This window comes from Erwinia sp. JUb26 (assembly GCF_003751505.1).
Classification (GTDB): Bacteria; Pseudomonadota; Gammaproteobacteria; order Enterobacterales; family Enterobacteriaceae; genus Erwinia.
Genome location: NZ_RJVB01000003.1, coordinates 27,851 through 48,172 on the forward strand (window position 1 = coordinate 27,851; position 20,322 = coordinate 48,172).

Sequence of the window (20,322 nt, forward strand, 5' to 3'; positions counted from 1 at the left end):
AAACATTAAACAATTTCTCTCGGCAATCAGCGCGCTGCACTTTGTTAGTGCTCGCGGCTAATCAATCGTGGTGCAACTGCTGCGTGAAATAGCAGGACGGGGCTCAAGGGGGAACGGCGCGAGCGCTTAAAATTCCTACTGGCTATGCATAATTCCGGGTTTTCTTATCCAAAAAGGGACGTTGGAGCGTGAAAAAAAAATCAAAAAAAAATATTTAGCGACGGTTATGAGCGATGGGGACGATTTATACACATCAGACGCCTCAAGCGCTGTAATCAGTTATCCACCATAACTGTGGATAACCTTGTGCATTAGAGTGTGAAAACTTGCGTAAAGCGAGAGCGGGCGCGGCTTCCGCTCTGATTGGTGCGAAACTCGGCTTGTTCTTAAATATCAGATAAGTCAGTACGTTAACTAAAATCAAGCGCTGAGGGAACCACCGCCAAAGCGAGCGTCGCTTTTGCCTGTCGGTGCTTGACAAATGTTAATATAACAAAAGTTCTGGGGATAACCCGGCAATAGTTTATGCGCAGTCGTTTGCGCAGCGTCCAACAAAAGTGCGTCTTTACCTGTTGTATTTGCAGTATGCAAAATGACTGTTAATTTATCCAGTGTTTTTAGCTGGCAAATTTGTGATGGCAGAGTAGAATTAGAACCCGGTTCGCGCATATTTCCATCAGGTAGCCAGCTAATGAGCAAAGTCTTTAAACTCAACTCCGATTTTAAACCCTCCGGCGATCAGCCCGAGGCGATCCGCCGTCTGGAAGAGGGGCTGGAGGACGGCCTTGCCCACCAGACGCTGCTCGGGGTAACGGGTTCAGGGAAAACGTTTACCGTCGCCAACGTGATTGCCGATCTCAATCGGCCAACGATGGTGCTGGCGCCGAACAAAACCCTGGCGGCGCAGCTGTATGGCGAGATGAAAGAGTTTTTCCCCGACAATGCGGTGGAGTACTTCGTCTCCTATTACGATTATTACCAGCCCGAAGCCTACGTGCCCAGCTCGGACACCTTTATCGAGAAAGATGCCTCGGTCAACGAGCATATCGAGCAGATGCGCCTGTCGGCGACCAAAGCGCTGCTGGAGCGGCGTGATGTGATCGTGGTGGCATCGGTATCGGCGATTTACGGCCTGGGCGATCCCGACCTCTATCTGAAAATGATGCTGCACCTGACGCGCGGTATGGTCATTGACCAGCGCGCGATCCTGCGGCGTCTGGCCGAACTGCAGTACGCCCGTAACGATCAGGCGTTCCAGCGCGGTACCTTCCGCGTGCGCGGTGAGGTGATCGACATCTTCCCGGCGGAATCTGACGATTATGCGCTGCGCGTTGAGCTGTTTGACGAAGAGGTGGAAAGGCTGTCGATTTTTGACCCGCTGACCGGGCAGATTACCTCGGTGATCCCGCGCTATACCATCTACCCGAAAACCCACTACGTTACGCCGCGCGAGCGCATTCTGCAGGCGATGGAAGAGATCAAGGTGGAGCTGGCGGATCGCCGTCAGGTGCTGCTGGCCAACAATAAGCTGCTGGAAGAGCAGCGCATCAGCCAGCGTACCCAGTTCGACCTCGAAATGATGAACGAGCTGGGCTACTGCTCGGGCATCGAGAACTACTCGCGCTATCTCTCCGGGCGCGGTCCGGGTGAAGCGCCGCCCACGCTGTTTGACTATCTGCCTCCCGATGGCCTGCTGGTGATTGATGAATCACACGTCACTATTCCGCAAATCGGCGGTATGTATCGCGGCGACCGGGCGCGCAAAGAGACGCTGGTGGAATACGGTTTCCGTCTACCTTCGGCGCTGGATAACCGCCCGATGAAGTTTGAAGAGTTTGAATCGCTGGCACCGCAGACCATTTATGTTTCTGCCACCCCGGGTAAGTACGAACTGGAAAAATCCGGCGGTGATGTGATCGACCAGGTCGTTCGGCCAACCGGGCTGCTCGATCCGATCGTGGAAGTTCGCCCGGTCGGCACGCAGGTGGACGATTTGCTTTCGGAGATCCGTAAGCGGGTGGCGATTAACGAGCGCGTGCTGGTCACGGTGCTGACCAAGCGGATGGCGGAAGATTTAACCGAGTATCTGGAAGAGCACGGTGAGCGAGTGCGCTATTTGCACTCCGATATTGATACCGTTGAGCGCGTTGAAATCATTCGCGATCTGCGCCTCGGTAAGTTTGACGTGCTGGTGGGGATCAACCTACTGCGAGAAGGGCTGGATATGCCGGAAGTCTCGCTGGTGGCCATTCTGGATGCCGATAAAGAGGGCTTCCTGCGTTCAGAACGTTCGCTGATCCAGACCATCGGCCGCGCGGCGCGTAACCTCAACGGCAAAGCGATTCTGTACGGCGATAAAATTACCCCGTCGATGGAGCGCGCCATCGGTGAAACCGAGCGCCGCCGCGAGAAACAGGACGCCTTCAACAAAGAAAACGGCATCGTGCCGCAGGCGCTGAACAAGAAAATTGCCGATATTCTGGAGCTGGGGCAGGGGCTGGCGAAAAACAAAGCTAAGCCGCGCAGCATGAAGGGCCGCAGCATTGTGGAAGAGGATCCGGGCTACGTGGATCTGTCGCCGCAGGGTCTGCAGAAACGCATCCACGAGCTGGAGGCGCTGATGCAGCAGCACGCGCAGAACCTGGAGTTTGAGGAGGCGGCCGAGGTGCGCGATAAGCTGCATCAGGTGCGCGAACTGTTTATCGCGGCTTCGTAACCCACATCAAGTTGGAGTTAGTTCATCGCCTGCACGGCGTGCTCCAGCGCGTTGCGGAGCAGTTCACGGTCGTGGCGATAGCGAATATCGTTGGCCTCCAGCGGCTCCTGCACGATCACCCGACCACTGAGCTGGCTGGTATCGCTGACCGGGCCGACCACCAGGGCATCAATCACCCGCTTGCCAATCGCTTTTTCCATGATTGCCAGCTTGTCGGCGACGGTCAGTTTTGCCGCCGCCGGGCTGAGCTCCTTGCCCAGATTGCCAATAAACACCATCGTCGCCGGGCTGCGCCGTAGCGCCTGCGCCAGTTCCGGCACCAGCAGCACCGGCATCAGGCTGGTGTAAAAACTGCCGGGGCCAATCAGAATCAGATCGGCTTCGGCAATGGCCTCCACGGCTTCGCGGGTGGCGCTCACCACCGGCGACAGCATCAGATCCTGCGGCTGATGACTCATCTGATCGATCTCGGTCTCGCCGTACACCAGATGGCCTTCCGCATCGACGGCAACCAGATCGACCGGCTGCTCGGACATCGGGATCAAAAACGCATCGACCTTCAGTAAATTGCGAATCAGGTTGATGGCCTCCAGCGGACGTACGCTGAGGTGATCGAGAGATTTCAGCATCAGATTGCCGAGATTATGTCCCGCCAGCTCGCCGTTGCCGGCAAAGCGATACTCAAACATGGCGGAGGCCACGCTGGGCTCCGCGATCAGCTGATTGAGGCAGTTACGCATATCACCCCAGGCAATGCCGCCTTCCGAGCGGCGAATGCGGCCGGTGGAGCCACCGTTATCGGTGGTGGTAACAATGCCGGTCAGGCGAGAACCCAAAGGAGAAAGAGCAGACATCACACGGCCCAGACCGTGCCCGCCACCCAGAGCCACCACGCGATCGAGGTCGGCTAACGTGCGATTACGCATAGATTTTTTTCATCACGCTACAAGAATAATTATGTTTAGCATTTTACGCTAACCGGCGGCGAAAATGCGGGAAAATCGTTATATATCATAATATACACCGAAACTTTGTACTGGAATCCAGCCCGCTTTGGCGTTAACATTTTAACCACTTGGTTTACCGATACGCGGTGAACCACACTTAGCCCTGATACCTAAGTCCTTTTGCGGATACGGTGTCCTGGCCGCAACCTCGAGTTGCCAGGGTGCAGAAAGAAATGCCTGCATCTCCCGACATTGGAAAGGTGTAGCTGGTGCTAAATCTCACGGATAATTACGCGCGTAGTTTTTACTACCTGCGATTGTCGATCACTGACGTATGCAACTTTCGTTGCACCTACTGTCTCCCCGACGGCTATCGGCCGCAGGGCGCAAATAATAAAAGCTTTCTGTCGCTGGATGAAATCCGACGCGTCACCCGGGCGTTTGCCGCTGCGGGCACTGAAAAAGTGCGTCTCACCGGCGGTGAACCCTCAATGCGCCGGGACTTCACCGATATTATAGCCGCCGTTCGCGAAAACAAGGGCATCCGCCAGTTGGCGATGACTACCAACGGCTATCGCCTGCAGCGCGACGTTGCTCGCTGGCGCGATGCCGGGCTGACCGGAATTAACGTCAGCGTCGACAGCCTCGATCCCCGTCAGTTTCATGCCATCACCGGTCAGGATAAGTTTGAAGAGGTGATGCGCGGTATCGATGCCGCCTTCGACGCCGGTTTCAGCAAGGTGAAGGTGAACAGTGTGCTGATGCGGGACGTGAACTACCGCCAGCTTGACGCCTTCCTCGCCTGGATCCGCACGCGCCCCATTCAACTGCGTTTTATCGAACTGATGGAAACCGGTGAAGGCGGCGACCTGTTCCGCAAGCAGCACGTCTCCGGCGAATCCATCCGTCAGCATCTTCTCCAACACGGCTGGGTTCTGCAGGCGCGCGCGCGCAGCGACGGTCCCGCACAGGTATTTCATCATCCCGACTATCTGGGTGAAATCGGCCTGATTATGCCCTATGAGAAGGATTTCTGCGCCAGCTGTAACCGGCTGCGCGTCTCTGCGGTGGGCAATCTGCATCTGTGCCTGTTTGGTGACGGCGGCGTTTCGCTGCGCGATCTGCTGGAAAGTGACGATCAGCAGGATGCTCTGCAGGCACGTATTGCCAGCAGCCTCAGCCATAAAAAGCAGACGCATTTCCTGCACCAGGGCAATACCGGCATCACGCAAAACCTCTCGTTCATCGGCGGTTAATCTAAGGATTTGATTATGGGAAAAGGTACAGCGGAGTTTATCGCGCTTAACGTAGCGATTCTTACCGTGTCGGACAAACACACGCTGGCCAGCGACACCTCCGGTGACTGGCTGAAAGAGGCGGTTAGCGAAGCCGGGCACCAGGTGCTCGATCGCGCCATCGTGCCGGATAACCGCTACCGCATTCGCGCGGTGGTATCCAGCTGGATCGCCAGCACGGATATGCAGGTAGTGCTGATTAACGGCGGCACCGGATTCAACAGCAAAAATAGCACCCCGGAAGCGCTGCTGCCGCTGTTTGACCGCGAAATTGAAGGCTTTGGCGAGCTGTTTCGCATGGTCTCATTCGAGGATATCGGCACCTCAACGCTGCAATCGCGGGCGGTGGGCGGCATCGCTAACCAGACCCTGATCCTCGCCGTGCCGGGGTCCACGTCCGCCTGCCAGCTGGCCTGGGAGCGCATTGTTCAGGATCAGCTCGATGCCAGAACGCGCCCTTGTAACTTCGTTTCCCACGTAAAGAAGCCCTGATATGTCCCAGTTAACCCACATTAATGCCGCCGGTGAGGCGCACATGGTGGATGTGTCCACCAAACAGGAAACCGTGCGCGAAGCCCGCGCTGAAGCCTTCGTAGTGATGCGCCCGGAAACGCTGCAGATGATTATCGACGGTAGCCATCATAAGGGCGACGTGTTCGCCACCGCGCGCATCGCCGGTATTCAGGCGGCAAAGCGCACCTGGGAGCTGATCCCGCTGTGCCATCCGCTGATGCTGAGTAAGGTGGAGGTGAAGCTGGAGGCGCAGCCCGAGCATCATCGCGTCCGCATCGAAACCCTCTGCCGCCTGACCGGCAAAACCGGCGTGGAAATGGAAGCGCTGACCGCCGCCTCGGTGGCCGCGCTGACCATCTACGACATGTGCAAAGCGGTGCAGAAAGATATCAGCATCGAACAGTGCCGCCTGCTGAGTAAAAGCGGCGGCAAATCCGGTGATTTTCAGGCGGTGACCCATGCTTAATATTCTTTTCTTCGCGCAGGTGCGTGAACTGGTCGGCACCGACCGGCTTGAACTTCCTGCGGAGTACACGGACGTTGAATCCCTGCGCGTGGCGCTGGCCGAACGCAGCGACCGCTGGGCGCTGGCGCTGGAATCCGGCAAGCTGCTGGCGGCGGTAAACCAGACGCTGGTTTCACACCAGCATCCACTGCGCGCCGGGGATGAAGTCGCCTTCTTCCCGCCGGTGACCGGGGGCTGAGATGGAAACACGTATCCGGGTCAGTGCCGACCCTTTTGATATGGCCGCAGAATATGCCTGGCTTTCCGCCTGCGACAGCGACGGGGCGGTCGTGACCTTTACCGGCAAAGTGCGTAATCACAACCTCGGCGACAACGTCAGCGCGCTGACCCTGGAGCACTATCCGGGCATGACCGAAAAAGCGCTGGCCGACATCGTGGCTGAGGCGCGCCAGCGCTGGTCGATGCAGCGTGTCACGGTGATCCACCGCATTGGCGAACTGTTCCCCGGTGACGAAATCGTGCTGGTGGGCGTCAGCGGCGCGCATCGCGGTGCCGCCTTTGACGGTGCGGAGTTCATTATGGACTACCTGAAAACCCGGGCGCCGTTCTGGAAGCGCGAAGCCACCGCCGAGGGCGATCGCTGGGTGGAATCACGCGACAGCGACAAGCAGGCAGCCGCCCGCTGGCATGAAAAGACGCAGTAAAACCGCGTTATCTGATGGATCTGCGGTGCATCAACCGCTAGTCTGAGCGCATAAATCGGGTTAATCGTAAGGATATCCATGCTTTATCGCGCTCTGAGTCGCCTCTCTTTGCTGGCCCTGCTGATCCTCGCAGGCTGTAGCAGCCAGACCCCCAAAAAAGCCGACGCCCCGCGCCCCGCCGACGTCAAAACGCAAATCGCCCGCCTGCTGCCTGCCGGAGTGAACGATCGCCAGGGCTGGGCCGGGGATATCTTTGTGGCGCTTAACGGCCTGAATATCCCGCCGACCGCCGGCAACATCTGCTCGGTGATTGCCGTTGCTGGGCAGGAATCTAACTTCAACGCCGACGCACCGGTGGCGGGGCTGCCGAAAATTGCCTGGGCTGAAATCGATCGCCGTGCAGGCCAGCTGCATATCCCGTCATTCCTGGTGCGTACCGCGCTGATGATCGATTCTCCGAACGGCAAAAGCTATGCCGACCGGCTCGACCGCGTGAAGAGTGAAAAAGAGCTGAGCGCAATCTTTGATGACTTTATCAATATGGTGCCGATGGGGCAGAAACTGTTCGGCAACCTGAATCCGATCCACACCGGCGGGCCGATGCAGGTGAGCATTGCCTTTGCGGAGGCTCACGCCCGCGGCTACCCCTATACGCCGGACGGATCCATCCGCCGCGAAGTGTTTACCCGGCGCGGCGGGGTGTGGTTCGGTACCCAGCATCTGCTCGGCTATCCGGCCGACTATCCGGCACCGCTGTACCGCTTCGCTGACTACAACGCAGGCTGGTACGCCAGCCGCAACGCCGCTTTCCAGGCGGCGGTATCACGCCTCAGTGGCATCAAGCTGGCGCTGGACGGCGACCTGATTAACTACGGTTCGGACAGCGCGGGCGCCACGGAAAAAGCATTGCGTACGCTGGGTAAACGGCTGGACTACAGCGACCGGGCGATCCGTCGCGCGCTGGAAAAAGGTGACGATGCGGACTTCGGCAACGGCGATCTGTGGCAGGCGGTCTTCGCACTGGCGGATAAAGACGCCGGGAAAAAACTGCCGCGCGCCGTGTTGCCGGGCATCAAGCTGGAAAGCCCGAAAATTACCCGCAATCTGACCACCGCCTGGTTTGCCCAGCGGGTGAACAGCCGCTATCAGAGTTGCCTGGCGCGGCAGTAGCAGATTCAACCCTTGCTCAACGGGATAAGTTTGTTAGGCTGGCGACTGGCACAGACGGGAATGTCTGTGCCAGACTGAGAACAGATTAACGGTTTTTTTCACTTATCCTTGAGAGGAGCATCATGGACAGATATCCACGTTCCAGTGATTCAATTGTTCAACGCGCCAGCACCGGGCTGTCCACCTATATGGCACAGGTTTACGGCTGGATGACGTGTGGCCTGCTGCTGACGGCGTTTGTTTCCTGGTATGCGGCGAATACGCCCGAGGTCATGCAACTGGTCTTCGCCAATCGCATCACCTTCTTCAGCCTGATTATCGTGCAGCTGGGGCTGGTCGTGCTGCTGTCGATGATGGTGCACAAGCTGAGCGGGGCGGTCGCTACCGGCATCTTTATGCTTTATTCGGCGCTGACCGGTCTTACCATGGCCAGTATCTTCCTCGTTTACACCTATTCATCGATCGCCAGCACCTTCGTAGTGACGGCGGGGATGTTTGGTGCGATGAGCCTGTGGGGCTACACCACGAAACGCGACCTCAGCGGCATGGGCAGCATGCTGTTCATGGCGCTTATCGGGATTGTTCTCGCCTCGCTGGTGAATCTGTGGCTGAAAAGCACGGCCTTGATGTGGGCTGTGACCTACATCGGCGTGGTGGTGTTTGTCGGCCTGACCGCCTATGACACCCAGAAGCTGAAAAATATCGGTGAGAGTATTAACGTGGAAGATAAAGAGAATCTGCGTCGTTACTCGATTATGGGCGCGCTGACGCTGTACCTCGATTTCATTAACCTGTTCCTGATGCTGCTGCGGATCTTCGGCAACCGTCGCTGATTCAAGGCTAATAGCGGCCCGGAATGTTTCCCCGGGCCGCTTTGTTTCACGCCGCCAGATTCTTCTCCCTCAGTGATTTTGCCCGGCTCTCCAGCCACAGATAGAGCACCAGCGCCAGCAGCAGCGGGGCGATGAAATAGAGCAGGCGATAGGCCAGCAGCGCGGCAATGATCGCGCCGTGGGTGACCGGCTCGCCGCGCAGCAGTGCGAGAAACACCGCCTCCAGCACCCCGATCCCGGCAGGAATATGAATAATCACCCCGGCAATACTGCTGATCAGCAGCACGCCCAGTACCTGCGGGAAATCCACTTTCTGCATCAGCAGCAGCCAGATAATCGCGCCCATCACCAGCCAGTTCGCGCTGGACACCGCGAACTGCACCAGCGCCATGCGTAGAGACGGGAGTGCAAGCCTGTGGCCCCTGATGCTCCAGCGGCGGCGGCGGGAAAAGGCACACAGCGCCAGATAGACGAAGACAAACAGCAACAGTCCGATGCCGATGGTGCGTAACGTTGCCGACCCGACAAACCATCCGGCGGGAATTCTCACCATGCCCGCACTGAATACGATGCCGGATACCAGCACGTAGCCCAGCCAGTTAGTGGCGATGCTGAGGGTGAAAATACGGGTAATCGTGCTGCTGCTTAAGCCAAGCCGTGAGTAGAGGCGGTAGCGCATCGCCACGCCGCCGACCCAGGTACTCAGCGTCAGATTAAAGGCGTAACAAATAAACGACACCAGCATCACCTGGCGTTTTGCCAGCTTGTGGCCACAGCTGGCGCGGCCGATCAAATCGTACACGCCGTAGGTCAGATAGCTGACGATCACCAGCGCCACCGAGGCCAGAACCGCCGTGCGGTTATAGTTGACGATGGTTTCCAGCACCTCGCTCCAGTCAACCTTACGAGCATAAATCACCAGCAGAACGATAACCGCGATAAAAAACAGCCAGGTCAGCCCTTTTTTTACCGGTTTCCATACGCGATGGGATGTCGACATCAGAGTTTGGCTCCTTCATTTTCCGTACCCATGCGGTCCTGGGTTTCCATTTCAGGCTGCACCGGAGCCGGAACCTCGGTCAGTTTAGGCGTATGGGCCGGAAGCCAGCCGGCAATGGCGGGAAAATGCCGCAGGAAGTGGAACACAACAATGCTTTTACTCAGCTGCCACCAACTGCGCGGCGGCAGTTCGCTCTCTTCCACCCGGCGACAGTCCTCGTGCAGCAGGCGTTCAAGGTTATCGCGCACCTGCTGATTAAATTCCCGGTCGTGGATCATCAGATTGGCTTCCAGGTTCAGCGACAGGCTGAGCGGATCGAGATTACTGGATCCCACGGTGGCCCACTGCTGGTCTTTTACCGCAATTTTGGCATGCAGCGGACGGCGGCAGTATTCATAAACCTCTACGCCGCCTTCCACCAGATAGTTATACAGCAGCTCAGCGCCCACTTTGACGATCGGCATATCCGGCTCCCCCTGCACAATCAGCCGCACGCGGACTCCACGACGCGCCGCGCTGCGCATCTCGCGCAGCAGGCGATAGCCGGGGAAGAAATAGGCGTTGGCGATAATCACATCCTCTTTGGCATTGCGTAGCATCTCCAGATAGTGCTGCTCAATGTCATCACGATGATTGTCGTTATCGCGCCACACCAACAGCGCCTGCGCATCGCCTGGCGCACTGTTTTTCGCCGGACGATGACGGCGGGCACTCCACCAGCGATGAGCGGGGCGCGTACTGCCGATTTCCTGCTGCACGTAGGCAGCAATATCGCCGACGATTGGCCCTTTGACCTCCACGGCATAGTCCTGCTTGGCCTGCGGGCCGAAGCTGGTGTTATGTTCCGCCGAGTAGTTAATGCCGCCGACAAAGGCAATCTCACCGTCGACCACCACGATCTTGCGGTGCAGGCGGCGGAACACGTTGGTGCGCATGCCCAGCACCAGCGGGCGCGGATCGTAATAAACGAAGCGCACGCCTTCTGCGGTCAGGCTGTTGACGAAAGCATCAGGAAGGTCGGGTGAACCATAGCCGTCGACCATCATTTCGATATGCACCCCGCGCTGGGCCGCCGCCAGCAGTTCAGCGTGGAGCGCCTGGCCCACATCGTCGTCGAACAAAATAAACGTTTCCAGCAGCAGGCTGTGCTGTGCGCGTTGGATCGCGCCGAAAACACGCGGGAAAAATTCCTCGCCGTTCTCCAGCAGCCTGATGCGGTTACCCTCACGCCAGGTTGGATTCATAGATGGATTTCCACCGCCAGCGGCGCGTGATCGGAAAGATGTGACCACGGGCGCAGCGGGATAGTTTGTGGGTGACTGATACCGGCGTTACGCACGTAAATGCGGTCCAGCCGTAACAGCGGAAAACGTGCCGGGAAGGTGCGTGCCGGTCGTCCATTTTTTTGGCTGAATACTTCTTCCAGCCCGGCCTGACGTTTGAGGATGCCGTTGGCCCGCTGACGCCAGTCGTTGAAATCCCCGGCAATCACCACCGGCTCATCGGGCGGCAGTTCATTCACCAACTGGCAAATCATCGCCAGCTGAGTGCGACGATCGGCTTCACGCAGGCCAAGATGCACACACATGACGTGCAGCATTCCCGCCCTGCCTGGAAGGACAATCTGGCAGTGCAGGATCCCACGCTTTTCGGTCCCCGCAATCGAAATATCGCGATTCTCGAATTGGGTAATTGGTAGCCGGGATAGCACGGCATTACCGTGATCGCCTTCGGGATAGACGGCGTTGCGGCCGTAGGCGAAATCCTGCCATATCGAATCGGCCAGAAATTCGTAGTGCGGCACGCCGGGCCAGTTTTCCACCTCCAGCGCATGCAGACTGTGGCTGCCCATTACCTCCTGCAAAAGAACAATATCGGCCCCGGTAGCTCGTACTGCATCACGCAGTTCTGGCAGGATAAAACGTCGGTTAAAGGGGGTAAAACCCATATGTGTATTAATCGTCAGGATTTTAAATGAAAATCCTTGCGCATTTTGTGACATAATCGCCGCGCTCTCCCTTTCAACTTGTGAAGAGTAAAGTGTAGTCCTTGTCACAAAAGAGTGCTTGATTGCGCTTTTTTTTGCGGATTTGTCCGAAAGTTGAGTTAGTCTGGAGAACTGCGTTACTGGCCTGTGTCAGTAACACGCTTGGGCGGCCAGTCATGGACCGCCGGGAGAAACAAATGAAATGGTCTAATCGTATTCAGATTGTCACTGGGCAAAACTGTTTACACATCGCGCTACACCTGCTGCTGATTGCCGCACTGGTGTGGGGATGGAAGCACCATGCACTGCTGCAGGTCAGCCTGCTGCTGCTGGCAATGTATGCCAGCGTGTTTGCCGCCATGCTGTTAACGCAGCGCGTGCCGGGTTTACGGCGCATTGGCGATTTCCTTGAAGATGTTACAACCACTTACTATTTCGGTGCAGCGATGTTAGTGCTGCTGGTGCTGTCGCGGGTTATCCACAATAACCTGCTGCTCGGCGCCGTAGGGGTTGTGATGCTGGCCGGTCCGGCGGTCGTTTCGCTACTGGCGAAAGAGCCTGCGCGCTCGCGCCACCGCCAGCGTTAATCCCAGACGGGCCACTTCGGTGGCCCGTTATTTTATCCGCCGTACGCCTCAGTTTTACGCCCTCCGCTCCCCCGATCTTTTTTAGGATTTCAGTACCAAGAATAACTCCCTGTAGAGCGTGGGGATCTGCTATAATCTGCCGCTTACGCACCGTGGTTTGTGCTCTCATTCAAGCGTCAGGACAATCCTGGCGTCATATTCTCCCCCTGGAAACTACACCGCTTTGCGGTCAGGGCGGATCCGGAGTCAGTCAACTTTATGTCATTTGATTCTCTCGGCCTTAACGCCGATATTCTTCGCGCTGTTGCTGAACAGGGCTATAACGAGCCTACGCCGATTCAGCGTCAGGCAATCCCGGTCGTACTGTCCGGCCGTGACCTGATGGCCAGCGCCCAGACCGGTACCGGTAAAACCGCAGGTTTTACCCTGCCGCTGCTGCAGCTGCTGAGCAGCGAAAACCCACACGCTAAGGGCCGTCGCCCGATCCGTGCCCTGATTTTAACCCCAACCCGCGAGCTGGCCGCGCAGGTCGGTGAAAACGTTGCGGAATACAGCAAATACCTGAACATCCGTTCGCTGGTGGTATTTGGCGGCGTGAGCATTAACCCGCAGATGATGAAGCTGCGCGGTGGCGTTGATGTACTGGTCGCCACCCCGGGCCGCCTGCTGGATCTGGAACATCAGAACGCGCTTGACCTGTCCAAGGTTGAGATTCTGGTGCTGGATGAAGCCGACCGCATGCTGGATATGGGCTTTATTCACGATATCCGTCGCGTGCTGGCCAAGCTGCCGGCAAAACGTCAGAACCTGCTGTTCTCCGCCACCTTCTCTGATGAGATTAAAACCCTGGCGGAAAAACTGCTGCACAACCCGGAACAGGTGGAAGTGGCGCGCCGCAACACCGCATCCGAACAGGTTACCCAGCACGTTCATTTCGTTGATAAAAGTCGCAAACGTGAACTGCTGTCGCAGCTGATCGGCAGCGGCAACTGGCAGCAGGTGCTGGTCTTTACCCGTACCAAGCACGGTGCTAACCACCTGGCCGAGCAGTTGAACAAAGATGGCATCACGGCCGCTGCGATCCACGGCAATAAAAGCCAGGGCGCGCGTACCCGTGCGCTGAGCGACTTTAAAGACGGTAAAATTCGCGTGCTGGTGGCAACGGATATTGCCGCGCGCGGTATCGACATCGAAGAACTGCCGCACGTCGTGAACTACGAGCTGCCAAACGTGCCGGAAGACTACGTACACCGTATTGGTCGTACCGGTCGCGCGGCGGCGGTGGGTGAAGCGCTGTCGCTGGTCTGCGTGGACGAGCACAAACTGCTGCGCGACATCGAACGCGTGCTGAAGCGTGAAATCCCGCGTATGGCGATTGACGGCTATGAGCCTGACCCAAAAATCAAGGCTGAGCCGATCGTTAACGGTCGTCAGCAGCGCGGTGGTGCAGGTGGCGGCGGTGGTCGTGGTCGCGGCGGTGCGCCGGGTCAGCGTAGCGGCGGCGGACGCAGCGGCGGTGGCAACCGCAGCGCCAGCGGCAACGGTAACAGCAACGGTGGCGAACAGCGTCGTCAGGGTAACGGCGGCGGTGCAGCCAATGGTTCAGGTGCAGCACGCGGTGCGCGCCCTGAAGGCGGCAACGGTGCGCCACGCGTTAACCGTACCCGTCCGCGTCGTGCTAATCCCGGCAACAACGGCTAATTCATTCGGGGGAACCGCCCGGTTCCCCCTTTTACAACCCACAGGTTTACCATGCGCGTGCTACTTGCCCCGATGGAAGGCGTTCTCGATTCGCTGGTGCGTGAACTGCTGACCGACGTCAACGATTACGATCTCTGTATTACCGAATTCTTGCGGGTGGTGGATGCACTGCTGCCGGTGAAGTGTTTTTCTCGTCTTTGCCCTGAACTGGATCACGACAGCCGGACGCCTTCCGGTACGCGAGTGCGCATTCAGCTTCTGGGTCAGTACCCTGAGTGGCTGGCGGAAAACGCCGCGCGAGCGGTGGAGCTGGGTTCCTGGGGTGTGGATCTCAACTGCGGCTGCCCGTCAAAAACGGTCAACGGCAGCGGCGGCGGAGCCACGCTGCTAAAAGATCCCGAACTGATTTATCAGGGTGCAAAGGCGATGCGTGCGGCCGTGCCTGCTCATCTGCCGGTGACGGTGAAAATTCGCCTCGGCTGGGATTCCGGCGACCGCCAGTTTGAAATTGCCGATGCGGTGCAGCAGGCGGGCGCAACCGAACTGGCCGTACACGGTCGCACCAAAGAAGATGGCTACAAGGCCGAGCGCATTAACTGGGCGGCGATTGGTGAAATCCGCCAACGCTTAACGATCCCGGTGATCGCCAACGGCGAAATCTGGGACTGGCAGAGCGCGCAGGACTGTATGGCGGCAACCGGATGCGATGCGGTGATGATCGGACGCGGCGCGCTGAACGTACCGAACCTCAGCCGGGTGATTAAATATAATGACCCGCGTATGCCGTGGAACGATGTTGTAATGCTGCTGAAAAAATACGTGCTGCTGGAAAAGCAGGGCGATACCGGCCTCTACCACGTGGCGCGCATCAAGCAGTGGCTGGGCTATCTGCGTAAAGAGTACGAGGAAGCCAGCGGGTTGTTCGCTGAAATTCGCGCGTTGGGCACCTCAAAAGAGATCGCGCGGGCCATCGGCAATATTACCCTGTAGTCCACGGCCATGGGGACTATCGCCGCCTTGTGCAACGGGAGAACTTTCCTTATGCCAACTGAATGACTCCGGCTAGCGCCTGATGCCAGTAATCATCACCACTTTGCCCCTGAAATTACAGGGCAAATTGGTGGGTGGATTAACGTATTCTGCCGGAGCCTCTACGGAAACTGCGTTTAACATTCGCTGCTGGCAACAAAAATCCTCGTTTTGACATAACTTATCGTGATTCTTAGCGGGATCTGTTAGCAAGCTAAGGGTATGATATAGCGACTATTACAACCTGTTTTGGCTCTGCTATGTCTGCAATTCCGGCATTAACCAATGCCCAGCTTAATAAACGCATTATCTCCGTCGTGGTTTTTACCTTTTTCTGTTACCTCTCCATCGGTCTGCCGCTGGCGGTGCTGCCGGGCTATGTACATAACCAGCTGGGTTACAGCTCGTTTGTCGCCGGGCTGATCATCAGCCTGCAGTACTTTGCCACACTGATCAGCCGCCCGCAGGCCGGGCGCTACGCTGACCTGCTGGGGCCGAAAAAAGTGGTGCTGGCCGGGCTGGTGCTGTGTGGTGCCAGCGGCGTGCTCAGCATTCTGGCGGTGGTGTTTAATACCTCGCCGCTGGTCAGCCTGCTGCTGCTGGCCGCGGGGCGGGTGGTGCTGGGCTTCGGTGAGAGCCTGACGGCCACCGGATCGATCCTGTGGGGGATTAACGTGGTGGGCACGGTACAGAGTGCCCGCGTGATCTCCTGGAACGGCGTGGCGACCTATCTGGCCATGGCGATGGGCGCACCGCTCGGCGTGATGCTGAATTCGCTGTTTGGCATTCCCGGCTTCGCCGGACTGATCGTGGTGATGGCGATCCTCGGCTTCTGGATGGCCACGCGCCGCCCGGCGGTAAAAGTGCAGGTGGGCGAGCGCACGCCGTTCAGCCAGGTATTTGGCAAAATCTGGATCTACGGCCTGTGCCTGGGGCTGGGCACGGTCGGTTTCGGTACCATTGCCACTTTTATCACCCTCTATTTCAGCCATCACGGCTGGAGCGGCGCGGCGTTCTCGCTGACGCTGTTCAGCTGCGGATTTATTCTGATGCGCCTGCTGTTTAACAACAGCATCAGCCGCTTCGGTGCCATGCGCGTTTCACTGGTGTCGTTCACTATTGAGTGCGTTGGCCTGCTGATTATCTGGCAGGCGAGCAGCGTGTGGATGGTGGATCTCGGGGCGTTTCTCACCGGCTCGGGTTTCTCACTGATTTTCCCGGCGCTGGGCGTGGAGGCGATTCGGCGGGTTCGGCCGCAAAATCAGGGATCGGCGCTGGGGCTTTACTCCGCCTTCCTCGACTGCGGTCTGGGAGTCACCGGGCCGCTGGCTGGCTTACTGATTGGGCACTGGGGAATTGATACCATCTATCTGGCGGCGGCGGGCGTGGTGCTGATTGCGCTGGCGTTGATCGTGAGGATGCTGATGCAGGGGGATCGTCGATCCCCCCCGATTAATCAGTAAATTTCCGGCACGATCATGTCTTCCGGCACCGGGTTACGACGATACTCGTCGTGACGCTCGCGGTGCGGCAGGGTGATGGTTTTCTGCTCCGTGTCTTCATACGGGATCTGGCGCAGCAGGTGGCTGATGCAGTTCAGGCGCGCCTTTTTCTTGTCCACGCCCTGCACAATCCACCAGGGGGCTTCGTCGATATTGGTGCGCTCCAGCATCTCTTCTTTCGCCTCGGTGTACTCTTCCCAGCGGCGGCGGCTTTCGAGATCCATCGGGCTGAGCTTCCACTGCTTTAGCGGGTCGTGGATGCGGCTGAGGAAGCGCAGTTCCTGCTCTTCATCGGTAATGGAGAACCAGTATTTAACGATCTGAATGCCACTACGCGTCAGCATCTTTTCAAACTCCGGCACGCTGCGGAAAAATTCTTCCACTTCCTGTTCGTTGCAGAAGCCCATCACCCGCTCAACGCCCGCCCGGTTGTACCAGCTGCGGTCAAACAGCACCATTTCTCCCGCGGCCGGAAGATGAGCGATGTAGCGCTGAAAATACCACTGGGTGCGTTCACGATCGTTAGGGGCGGGCAGGGCAGCAACGCGGCAGTTGCGTGGGTTAAGGCGCTGGGTAATACGCTTGATCACCCCTCCTTTGCCTGCGGCATCGCGGCCTTCAAAAATAATCACCACGCGGTGGCCGGTGCGGGTCACCCAGTCCTGCAGCTTGACCAGTTCCCCCTGCAGGCGCAGCAGCTCGCGGAAATAGTGCTTACGCCAGGCTTTTTCACCCGGTTCAGGCTCGTGCCCATCGCCAAATCGCAGATCGTCAAGTTCCATCTCCAGCTCTTCGTCGTAGCTGTCGTAGAACTCCTGCAGCAGGCGCTGGTTAATATTCTCAATGGAGAAATCATTGCCTTGCATCGCCATTCTCGCTTACCCCCGGTAAGGTTAAAAAGTAGTCATTATGCTGTTAAACAGAATTACTCTCCGGTAATACGCAGTTTGTATGACAAATAAATGACGGCGTGGGCGAATTAACACGCATTCAGTCGCTTTGGTAACAAAACTGTCATCTGCATAGGTCAGGATAGGGCATTGCGGCCCTGATTCAGCCTGGTAAAACTATGACCCAACGCCTGCCGCTGGTGCGGCAAAAACCTGACTTTAGTGACGATGTTTCCGGCCTGATATATGGCTATCAGTTTATTAACGGCCGCGAGCCGCAAAGCCTGACCGTGCAGCAGTCGTGCGAGGCGTGGAACAATCAGAACAGCGCGGATGAGCGTTTTCTCTGGCTGCACGTTAACCTCAATCACGCCGCCGCCGCGCGCTGGCTGCAAACGCACTTTGCCGTGGACGAAGAGTTCTTCGACGAGATCCAGCACGGTTCGCACAGTACTCGCATTGAGCGGCAGAACGACGCGCTGATGGCGGTGCTGAACGACGTGATTTTCGATGCGCGGGAAAGCGCGGAAGAGAGCGCCACATTATGGATCTGGTGCCGTGCCGGGCTGGTGGTCAGCGCCCGCTTCAAGCCGGTCAGGCTGGTCGAACGGCTACAGCAGAAGCTGATCGCGATGGACTTGCGGTCGCCAACCGAACTGCTGGCCCAGCTGCTGGCGGAGCAGGAAGATGTGCTCGGGCTTATCGTGCGACAGTCAAACCAGTACGTCGATCAAATCGAAGAACGGCTGCTGGGGCAGCATATTAAAAGCAATCGCGCGGAGCTGGGCAGGCTGCGGCGTACATTACTGCGCTTTCAGCGCCTGCTGGCCCCGGAACCAGCGGCGCTGTTCCGCCTGATAAACCGGCCACCCGGCTGGCTGAACCCCAGCGTGGTGCAGGATCTGCGGCAGTTCACCGAAGAGTTCACGGTGGTGCTGAACGACCTTAACGGCCTGACCGAACGTATTCGCCTGCTGCAGGAAGAGGTGGCCGCGCAGCAGCTGGAGCAGAGCAACCGCACGCTATTTACCCTGACGTTGATTACCGTACTGGCGCTACCGATTAATCTGGTCGCCGGTTTCTTCGGCATGAACGTGGGGGGCATCCCGCTGTCGGGTAATCCGCATGGATTTGTGCTGCTGGTGATGCTGGTGATGGTCTTTACCTGTGCGGCAGCCTGGCTGGTGATGCGGCGGCGGGATCCACGATAAAAAAAAGGGAAAGGGTGGCATCCTTTCCCGGTGGAAATGCTGGCCGAGACACTAATGCCAGCGGTGAGAACAACGAGGGTTCTCTAAAGCCTATTGTTGTCGAGGGCATTAACGCATTCACGCTAACGCAGGACTAAGCTAATGCGATTAGCCCGACGCATGCCAGCCATTACGTGCGTTTCATTGATCTATCACCAATAAAATCAATTAGTAAGATATGCCCTACATCTAAGTAGGTAGCTAAAGTGTCGACGATCAAACATAAGCACGCCACGATATGCCGCCGTGCAGGAGAGGCTTTTAACGATTTGGCAGGCAGGGGTTTGCAGAATAAAAAAACTGCACCTTCGTCAGCGGAATTGCTGCTTTCTCCGGTGCAGTTTTTAAATTAGGAGGCCGTTGAACGGCCTCTGACCGGAATTACGATTTTGGCGTGCTGTAGATCGGGCCTGGCTGGCTCAGACCCTGAATGGTCTGTGCGCTGCTTTCCGCAGGCGCGTCGATCGCTGCCGGAGCAGATTGCTCGGTTGCAGGTTGCTCTGCGGCTGGCTGTTCAGCCGGCTGCTGCGCTGCGGCGGCCGTGGCGTCACCGGTAACCGAATCCACCACGCTGGCACCCTGAACGGTGACCGGCGTCATCGGCTCTTCCTTCGGCAGTGCGCCTTCCTGCTCCGGTACGGCAACCGGGGCGGTGCTGTCCGCTTCACCGTTTACCTTCACCGGCATACCGGAACGCGCTTTCAACGCTTCTTCTATGCTGGTGGTGTTCACGCTGGCATCACTCACCACTTTGGTCACGGCGGCATTCAGCGTCAGTGGAACCGGCTCGCGAGACTGGAACTGTTCTTCGGTCTGTGACAGCGGGTTGTGGATCTCAACATAGCGAGAACCGTCCGGCTCAACCGTGGCCTTAATTGGCTGGTCGATAAACTGCACGCGCGTGCCGACCGGCACGTTGTCGAACAGCCATTTAATGTCGTCAGCGCGAAGACGCACGCAGCCGTGGCTGACGCGCAGACCAACACCGAAGTTAGCGTTGGTGCCGTGAATCGCATACAGGCGGCCAATGTACAGCGCGTACAGACCCATCGGGTTATCCGGGCCAGCCGGGAAAACGGCAGGCAGAGATTCACCGCGCGCGGCGTACTCCTCGTGCATCTTCTTAGTTGGGGTCCAGGTCGGGCCGTCTTTCTTACGCTGAACGGAAGTAGTCCAGTTGATTGGCGTATCTTTACCCAGTTCGCCGATGCCGATAGGCAGTACGACGACGGTTTTGGTGCCTTTCGGGTAGTAGTACAGACGCATTTCCGCGCTGTTGATCACAATGCCTTCGCGCGGGGCGTCGGGCAGGATCAGCTGCTGAGGAATAATCAGCTTACTGCCGGGTTTCGGCAGATAAACGTCAACGCCCGGGTTGGCTTCCAACAGGTTGCTCAGACCCATCTGGTACTGGGCAGCAAAGGCTTCAAGCGGAAGCTTGCTGTCTTCAGGAATAGTAATTTCCAGGTTCTGTCCGGTCAGGCGGCTGTTGGCGGCCGGAAGCGGATAAACCACGGCTAAGGCTGAGTGGCTGAACGCCGCTGCGGCCAGAAACAGGGTGACAAATGCACGGATGCTTTTTTTCATATTATTTCAGGTGTAGCGCCATGTAGACTGTTGATAAACGACCCAATACTGGTCAACTGTGACCGGCTGCACATTATATGTTCATAATGGCCTCGGATGAAACCAGGATTTATCTTTGTTGAACTATCTTTACGAAGAATTGTCT

At 57.6% G+C, this 20,322-nt stretch carries 19 protein-coding genes and 1 riboswitch; of the genes, 13 read left to right on the forward strand and 6 right to left on the reverse strand.

Translation table 11 applies throughout. The features are described from left to right. Positions 1-691 precede the first annotated feature (691 nt). On the forward strand, positions 692-2,716 hold the full coding sequence (gene uvrB, locus EC836_RS08935) for an excinuclease ABC subunit UvrB (RefSeq protein WP_123332223.1): 2,025 nt from the start codon (positions 692-694) through the stop codon (positions 2,714-2,716). Between the two features lie 17 nt (positions 2,717-2,733). On the opposite strand, the gene yvcK is transcribed toward uvrB, so the two are convergent. Beyond that, positions 2,734-3,642, reverse strand: coding sequence for a uridine diphosphate-N-acetylglucosamine-binding protein YvcK (yvcK, locus tag EC836_RS08940; RefSeq protein ID WP_123332225.1), 909 nt, complete (start codon positions 3,640-3,642; stop codon positions 2,734-2,736). A gap of 162 nt (positions 3,643-3,804) precedes the next feature. Next, a riboswitch (molybdenum cofactor riboswitch) is annotated at positions 3,805-3,942 on the forward strand. Here yvcK and moaA point away from each other — a divergent pair. The 7 genes from moaA (at position 3,930) to EC836_RS08975 (ending at position 8,644) form a co-directional block, all read left to right on the forward strand. Next, the gene (gene moaA, locus EC836_RS08945) at positions 3,930-4,919 is read left to right on the forward strand and encodes a GTP 3',8-cyclase MoaA (RefSeq protein ID WP_199735119.1); all 990 of its coding nucleotides are present in this window, start codon (positions 3,930-3,932) and stop codon (positions 4,917-4,919) included. (Overlaps the previous riboswitch by 13 nt.) A 15-nt stretch (positions 4,920-4,934) precedes the next feature. Next, positions 4,935-5,450, forward strand: coding sequence for a molybdenum cofactor biosynthesis protein B (gene moaB / locus EC836_RS08950; RefSeq protein ID WP_123332227.1), 516 nt, complete (start codon positions 4,935-4,937; stop codon positions 5,448-5,450). A 1-nt stretch (position 5,451) separates the two neighbouring features. After that, complete coding sequence (moaC, locus tag EC836_RS08955; RefSeq protein ID WP_123332229.1) at positions 5,452-5,937, forward strand: cyclic pyranopterin monophosphate synthase MoaC; 486 nt, start codon at positions 5,452-5,454, stop codon at positions 5,935-5,937. Then, on the forward strand, positions 5,930-6,175 hold the full coding sequence (gene moaD / locus EC836_RS08960) for a molybdopterin synthase sulfur carrier subunit (protein WP_123332231.1): 246 nt from the start codon (positions 5,930-5,932) through the stop codon (positions 6,173-6,175). The genes moaC and moaD overlap by 8 nt, the downstream gene beginning before the upstream one ends. 1 nt (position 6,176) lies before the next feature. Next, the gene (gene moaE / locus EC836_RS08965; protein ID WP_123332233.1) at positions 6,177-6,641 is read left to right on the forward strand and encodes a molybdopterin synthase catalytic subunit MoaE; all 465 of its coding nucleotides are present in this window, start codon (positions 6,177-6,179) and stop codon (positions 6,639-6,641) included. A 78-nt stretch (positions 6,642-6,719) separates the two neighbouring features. Next, entirely contained in the window at positions 6,720-7,811 is a 1,092-nt protein-coding gene (locus EC836_RS08970; protein ID WP_123332235.1) for a DUF1615 domain-containing protein, read from the forward strand. Positions 7,812-7,933: 122 nt separating this feature from the next. Next, positions 7,934-8,644 carry a Bax inhibitor-1/YccA family protein gene (locus tag EC836_RS08975; protein ID WP_123332237.1) on the forward strand — a complete coding sequence of 237 codons (711 nt, stop codon included), beginning with the start codon at positions 7,934-7,936 and terminating at the stop codon, positions 8,642-8,644. 46 nt (positions 8,645-8,690) lie between these two features. Here the strand turns inward: EC836_RS08975 and EC836_RS08980 are convergent, their stop codons facing one another. Genes EC836_RS08980 through EC836_RS08990 form a run of 3 tightly spaced genes read right to left on the reverse strand, consistent with a single transcriptional unit; the run spans position 8,691 to position 11,646 of the window. After that, positions 8,691-9,644, reverse strand: a complete 954-nt coding sequence (locus tag EC836_RS08980) for a lysylphosphatidylglycerol synthase domain-containing protein (RefSeq protein ID WP_123332239.1) — start codon at positions 9,642-9,644, stop codon at positions 8,691-8,693. Further along, a complete protein-coding gene (gene clsB / locus EC836_RS08985) occupies positions 9,644-10,888 on the reverse strand; it encodes a cardiolipin synthase ClsB (RefSeq protein ID WP_123332241.1) in 1,245 nt (414 codons plus the stop codon). The genes EC836_RS08980 and clsB overlap by 1 nt, the downstream gene beginning before the upstream one ends. Further along, positions 10,885-11,646 (reverse strand): endonuclease/exonuclease/phosphatase family protein, encoded by a 762-nt coding sequence (locus tag EC836_RS08990; RefSeq protein ID WP_123332243.1) that lies wholly within the window; start codon positions 11,644-11,646, stop codon positions 10,885-10,887. The genes clsB and EC836_RS08990 overlap by 4 nt, the downstream gene beginning before the upstream one ends. A gap of 182 nt (positions 11,647-11,828) precedes the next feature. Here EC836_RS08990 and EC836_RS08995 point away from each other — a divergent pair, with 182 nt between their 5' ends. The 4 genes from EC836_RS08995 to EC836_RS09010 all read left to right on the forward strand — a co-directional run bounded on the left by EC836_RS08995 (position 11,829) and on the right by EC836_RS09010 (position 16,411). Continuing rightward, on the forward strand, positions 11,829-12,218 hold the full coding sequence (locus EC836_RS08995; protein ID WP_105591138.1) for a YbhQ family protein: 390 nt from the start codon (positions 11,829-11,831) through the stop codon (positions 12,216-12,218). 258 nt (positions 12,219-12,476) lie between these two features. Continuing rightward, a complete protein-coding gene (rhlE, locus tag EC836_RS09000; RefSeq protein ID WP_123332245.1) occupies positions 12,477-13,919 on the forward strand; it encodes an ATP-dependent RNA helicase RhlE in 1,443 nt (480 codons plus the stop codon). A gap of 51 nt (positions 13,920-13,970) precedes the next feature. Further along, a complete protein-coding gene (gene dusC, locus EC836_RS09005; RefSeq protein WP_123332247.1) occupies positions 13,971-14,909 on the forward strand; it encodes a tRNA dihydrouridine(16) synthase DusC in 939 nt (312 codons plus the stop codon). Between the two features lie 299 nt (positions 14,910-15,208). Continuing rightward, positions 15,209-16,411 (forward strand): MFS transporter, encoded by a 1,203-nt coding sequence (locus EC836_RS09010; protein ID WP_123332249.1) that lies wholly within the window; start codon positions 15,209-15,211, stop codon positions 16,409-16,411. Here the strand turns inward: EC836_RS09010 and ppk2 are convergent. After that, positions 16,405-17,322 (reverse strand): polyphosphate kinase 2, encoded by a 918-nt coding sequence (gene ppk2 / locus EC836_RS09015; protein WP_123332251.1) that lies wholly within the window; start codon positions 17,320-17,322, stop codon positions 16,405-16,407. The two genes, EC836_RS09010 and ppk2, sit on opposite strands and share 7 nt — an antisense overlap. Before the next feature lie 197 nt (positions 17,323-17,519). On the opposite strand from ppk2, the gene EC836_RS09020 reads away from it, so the two are divergent. Next, positions 17,520-18,551, forward strand: coding sequence for a transporter (locus EC836_RS09020; protein WP_123332253.1), 1,032 nt, complete (start codon positions 17,520-17,522; stop codon positions 18,549-18,551). Between the two features lie 420 nt (positions 18,552-18,971). Here the strand turns inward: EC836_RS09020 and EC836_RS09025 are convergent, their stop codons facing one another. Next, positions 18,972-20,177, reverse strand: a complete 1,206-nt coding sequence (locus EC836_RS09025; protein ID WP_123332255.1) for a L,D-transpeptidase family protein — start codon at positions 20,175-20,177, stop codon at positions 18,972-18,974. Positions 20,178-20,322: the final 145 nt, after the last annotated feature.

Excerpts from the sequence above, each read along its gene's own strand:
- EC836_RS09025 (WP_123332255.1), bottom strand. The coding sequence starts at position 20,177 with ATGAAAAAAAGCATCCGTGCATTTGTCACCCTGTTTCTGGCCGCAGCG.
- EC836_RS08995 (WP_105591138.1), top strand. The coding sequence starts at position 11,829 with ATGAAATGGTCTAATCGTATTCAGATTGTCACTGGGCAAAACTGTTTA.
- EC836_RS08990 (WP_123332243.1), bottom strand. The coding sequence starts at position 11,646 with ATGTCACAAAATGCGCAAGGATTTTCATTTAAAATCCTGACGATTAAT.
- clsB (WP_123332241.1), bottom strand. The coding sequence starts at position 10,888 with ATGAATCCAACCTGGCGTGAGGGTAACCGCATCAGGCTGCTGGAGAAC.
- rhlE (WP_123332245.1), top strand. The coding sequence starts at position 12,477 with ATGTCATTTGATTCTCTCGGCCTTAACGCCGATATTCTTCGCGCTGTT.
- ppk2 (WP_123332251.1), bottom strand. The coding sequence starts at position 17,322 with ATGGCGATGCAAGGCAATGATTTCTCCATTGAGAATATTAACCAGCGC.
- EC836_RS08975 (WP_123332237.1), top strand. The coding sequence starts at position 7,934 with ATGGACAGATATCCACGTTCCAGTGATTCAATTGTTCAACGCGCCAGC.
- uvrB (WP_123332223.1), top strand. The coding sequence starts at position 692 with ATGAGCAAAGTCTTTAAACTCAACTCCGATTTTAAACCCTCCGGCGAT.
- moaC (WP_123332229.1), top strand. The coding sequence starts at position 5,452 with ATGTCCCAGTTAACCCACATTAATGCCGCCGGTGAGGCGCACATGGTG.
- moaE (WP_123332233.1), top strand. The coding sequence starts at position 6,177 with ATGGAAACACGTATCCGGGTCAGTGCCGACCCTTTTGATATGGCCGCA.
- EC836_RS08980 (WP_123332239.1), bottom strand. The coding sequence starts at position 9,644 with ATGTCGACATCCCATCGCGTATGGAAACCGGTAAAAAAAGGGCTGACC.
- moaB (WP_123332227.1), top strand. The coding sequence starts at position 4,935 with ATGGGAAAAGGTACAGCGGAGTTTATCGCGCTTAACGTAGCGATTCTT.
- dusC (WP_123332247.1), top strand. The coding sequence starts at position 13,971 with ATGCGCGTGCTACTTGCCCCGATGGAAGGCGTTCTCGATTCGCTGGTG.
- moaD (WP_123332231.1), top strand. The coding sequence starts at position 5,930 with ATGCTTAATATTCTTTTCTTCGCGCAGGTGCGTGAACTGGTCGGCACC.
- yvcK (WP_123332225.1), bottom strand. The coding sequence starts at position 3,642 with ATGCGTAATCGCACGTTAGCCGACCTCGATCGCGTGGTGGCTCTGGGT.
- EC836_RS09020 (WP_123332253.1), top strand. The coding sequence starts at position 17,520 with ATGACCCAACGCCTGCCGCTGGTGCGGCAAAAACCTGACTTTAGTGAC.
- EC836_RS08970 (WP_123332235.1), top strand. The coding sequence starts at position 6,720 with ATGCTTTATCGCGCTCTGAGTCGCCTCTCTTTGCTGGCCCTGCTGATC.
- EC836_RS09010 (WP_123332249.1), top strand. The coding sequence starts at position 15,209 with ATGTCTGCAATTCCGGCATTAACCAATGCCCAGCTTAATAAACGCATT.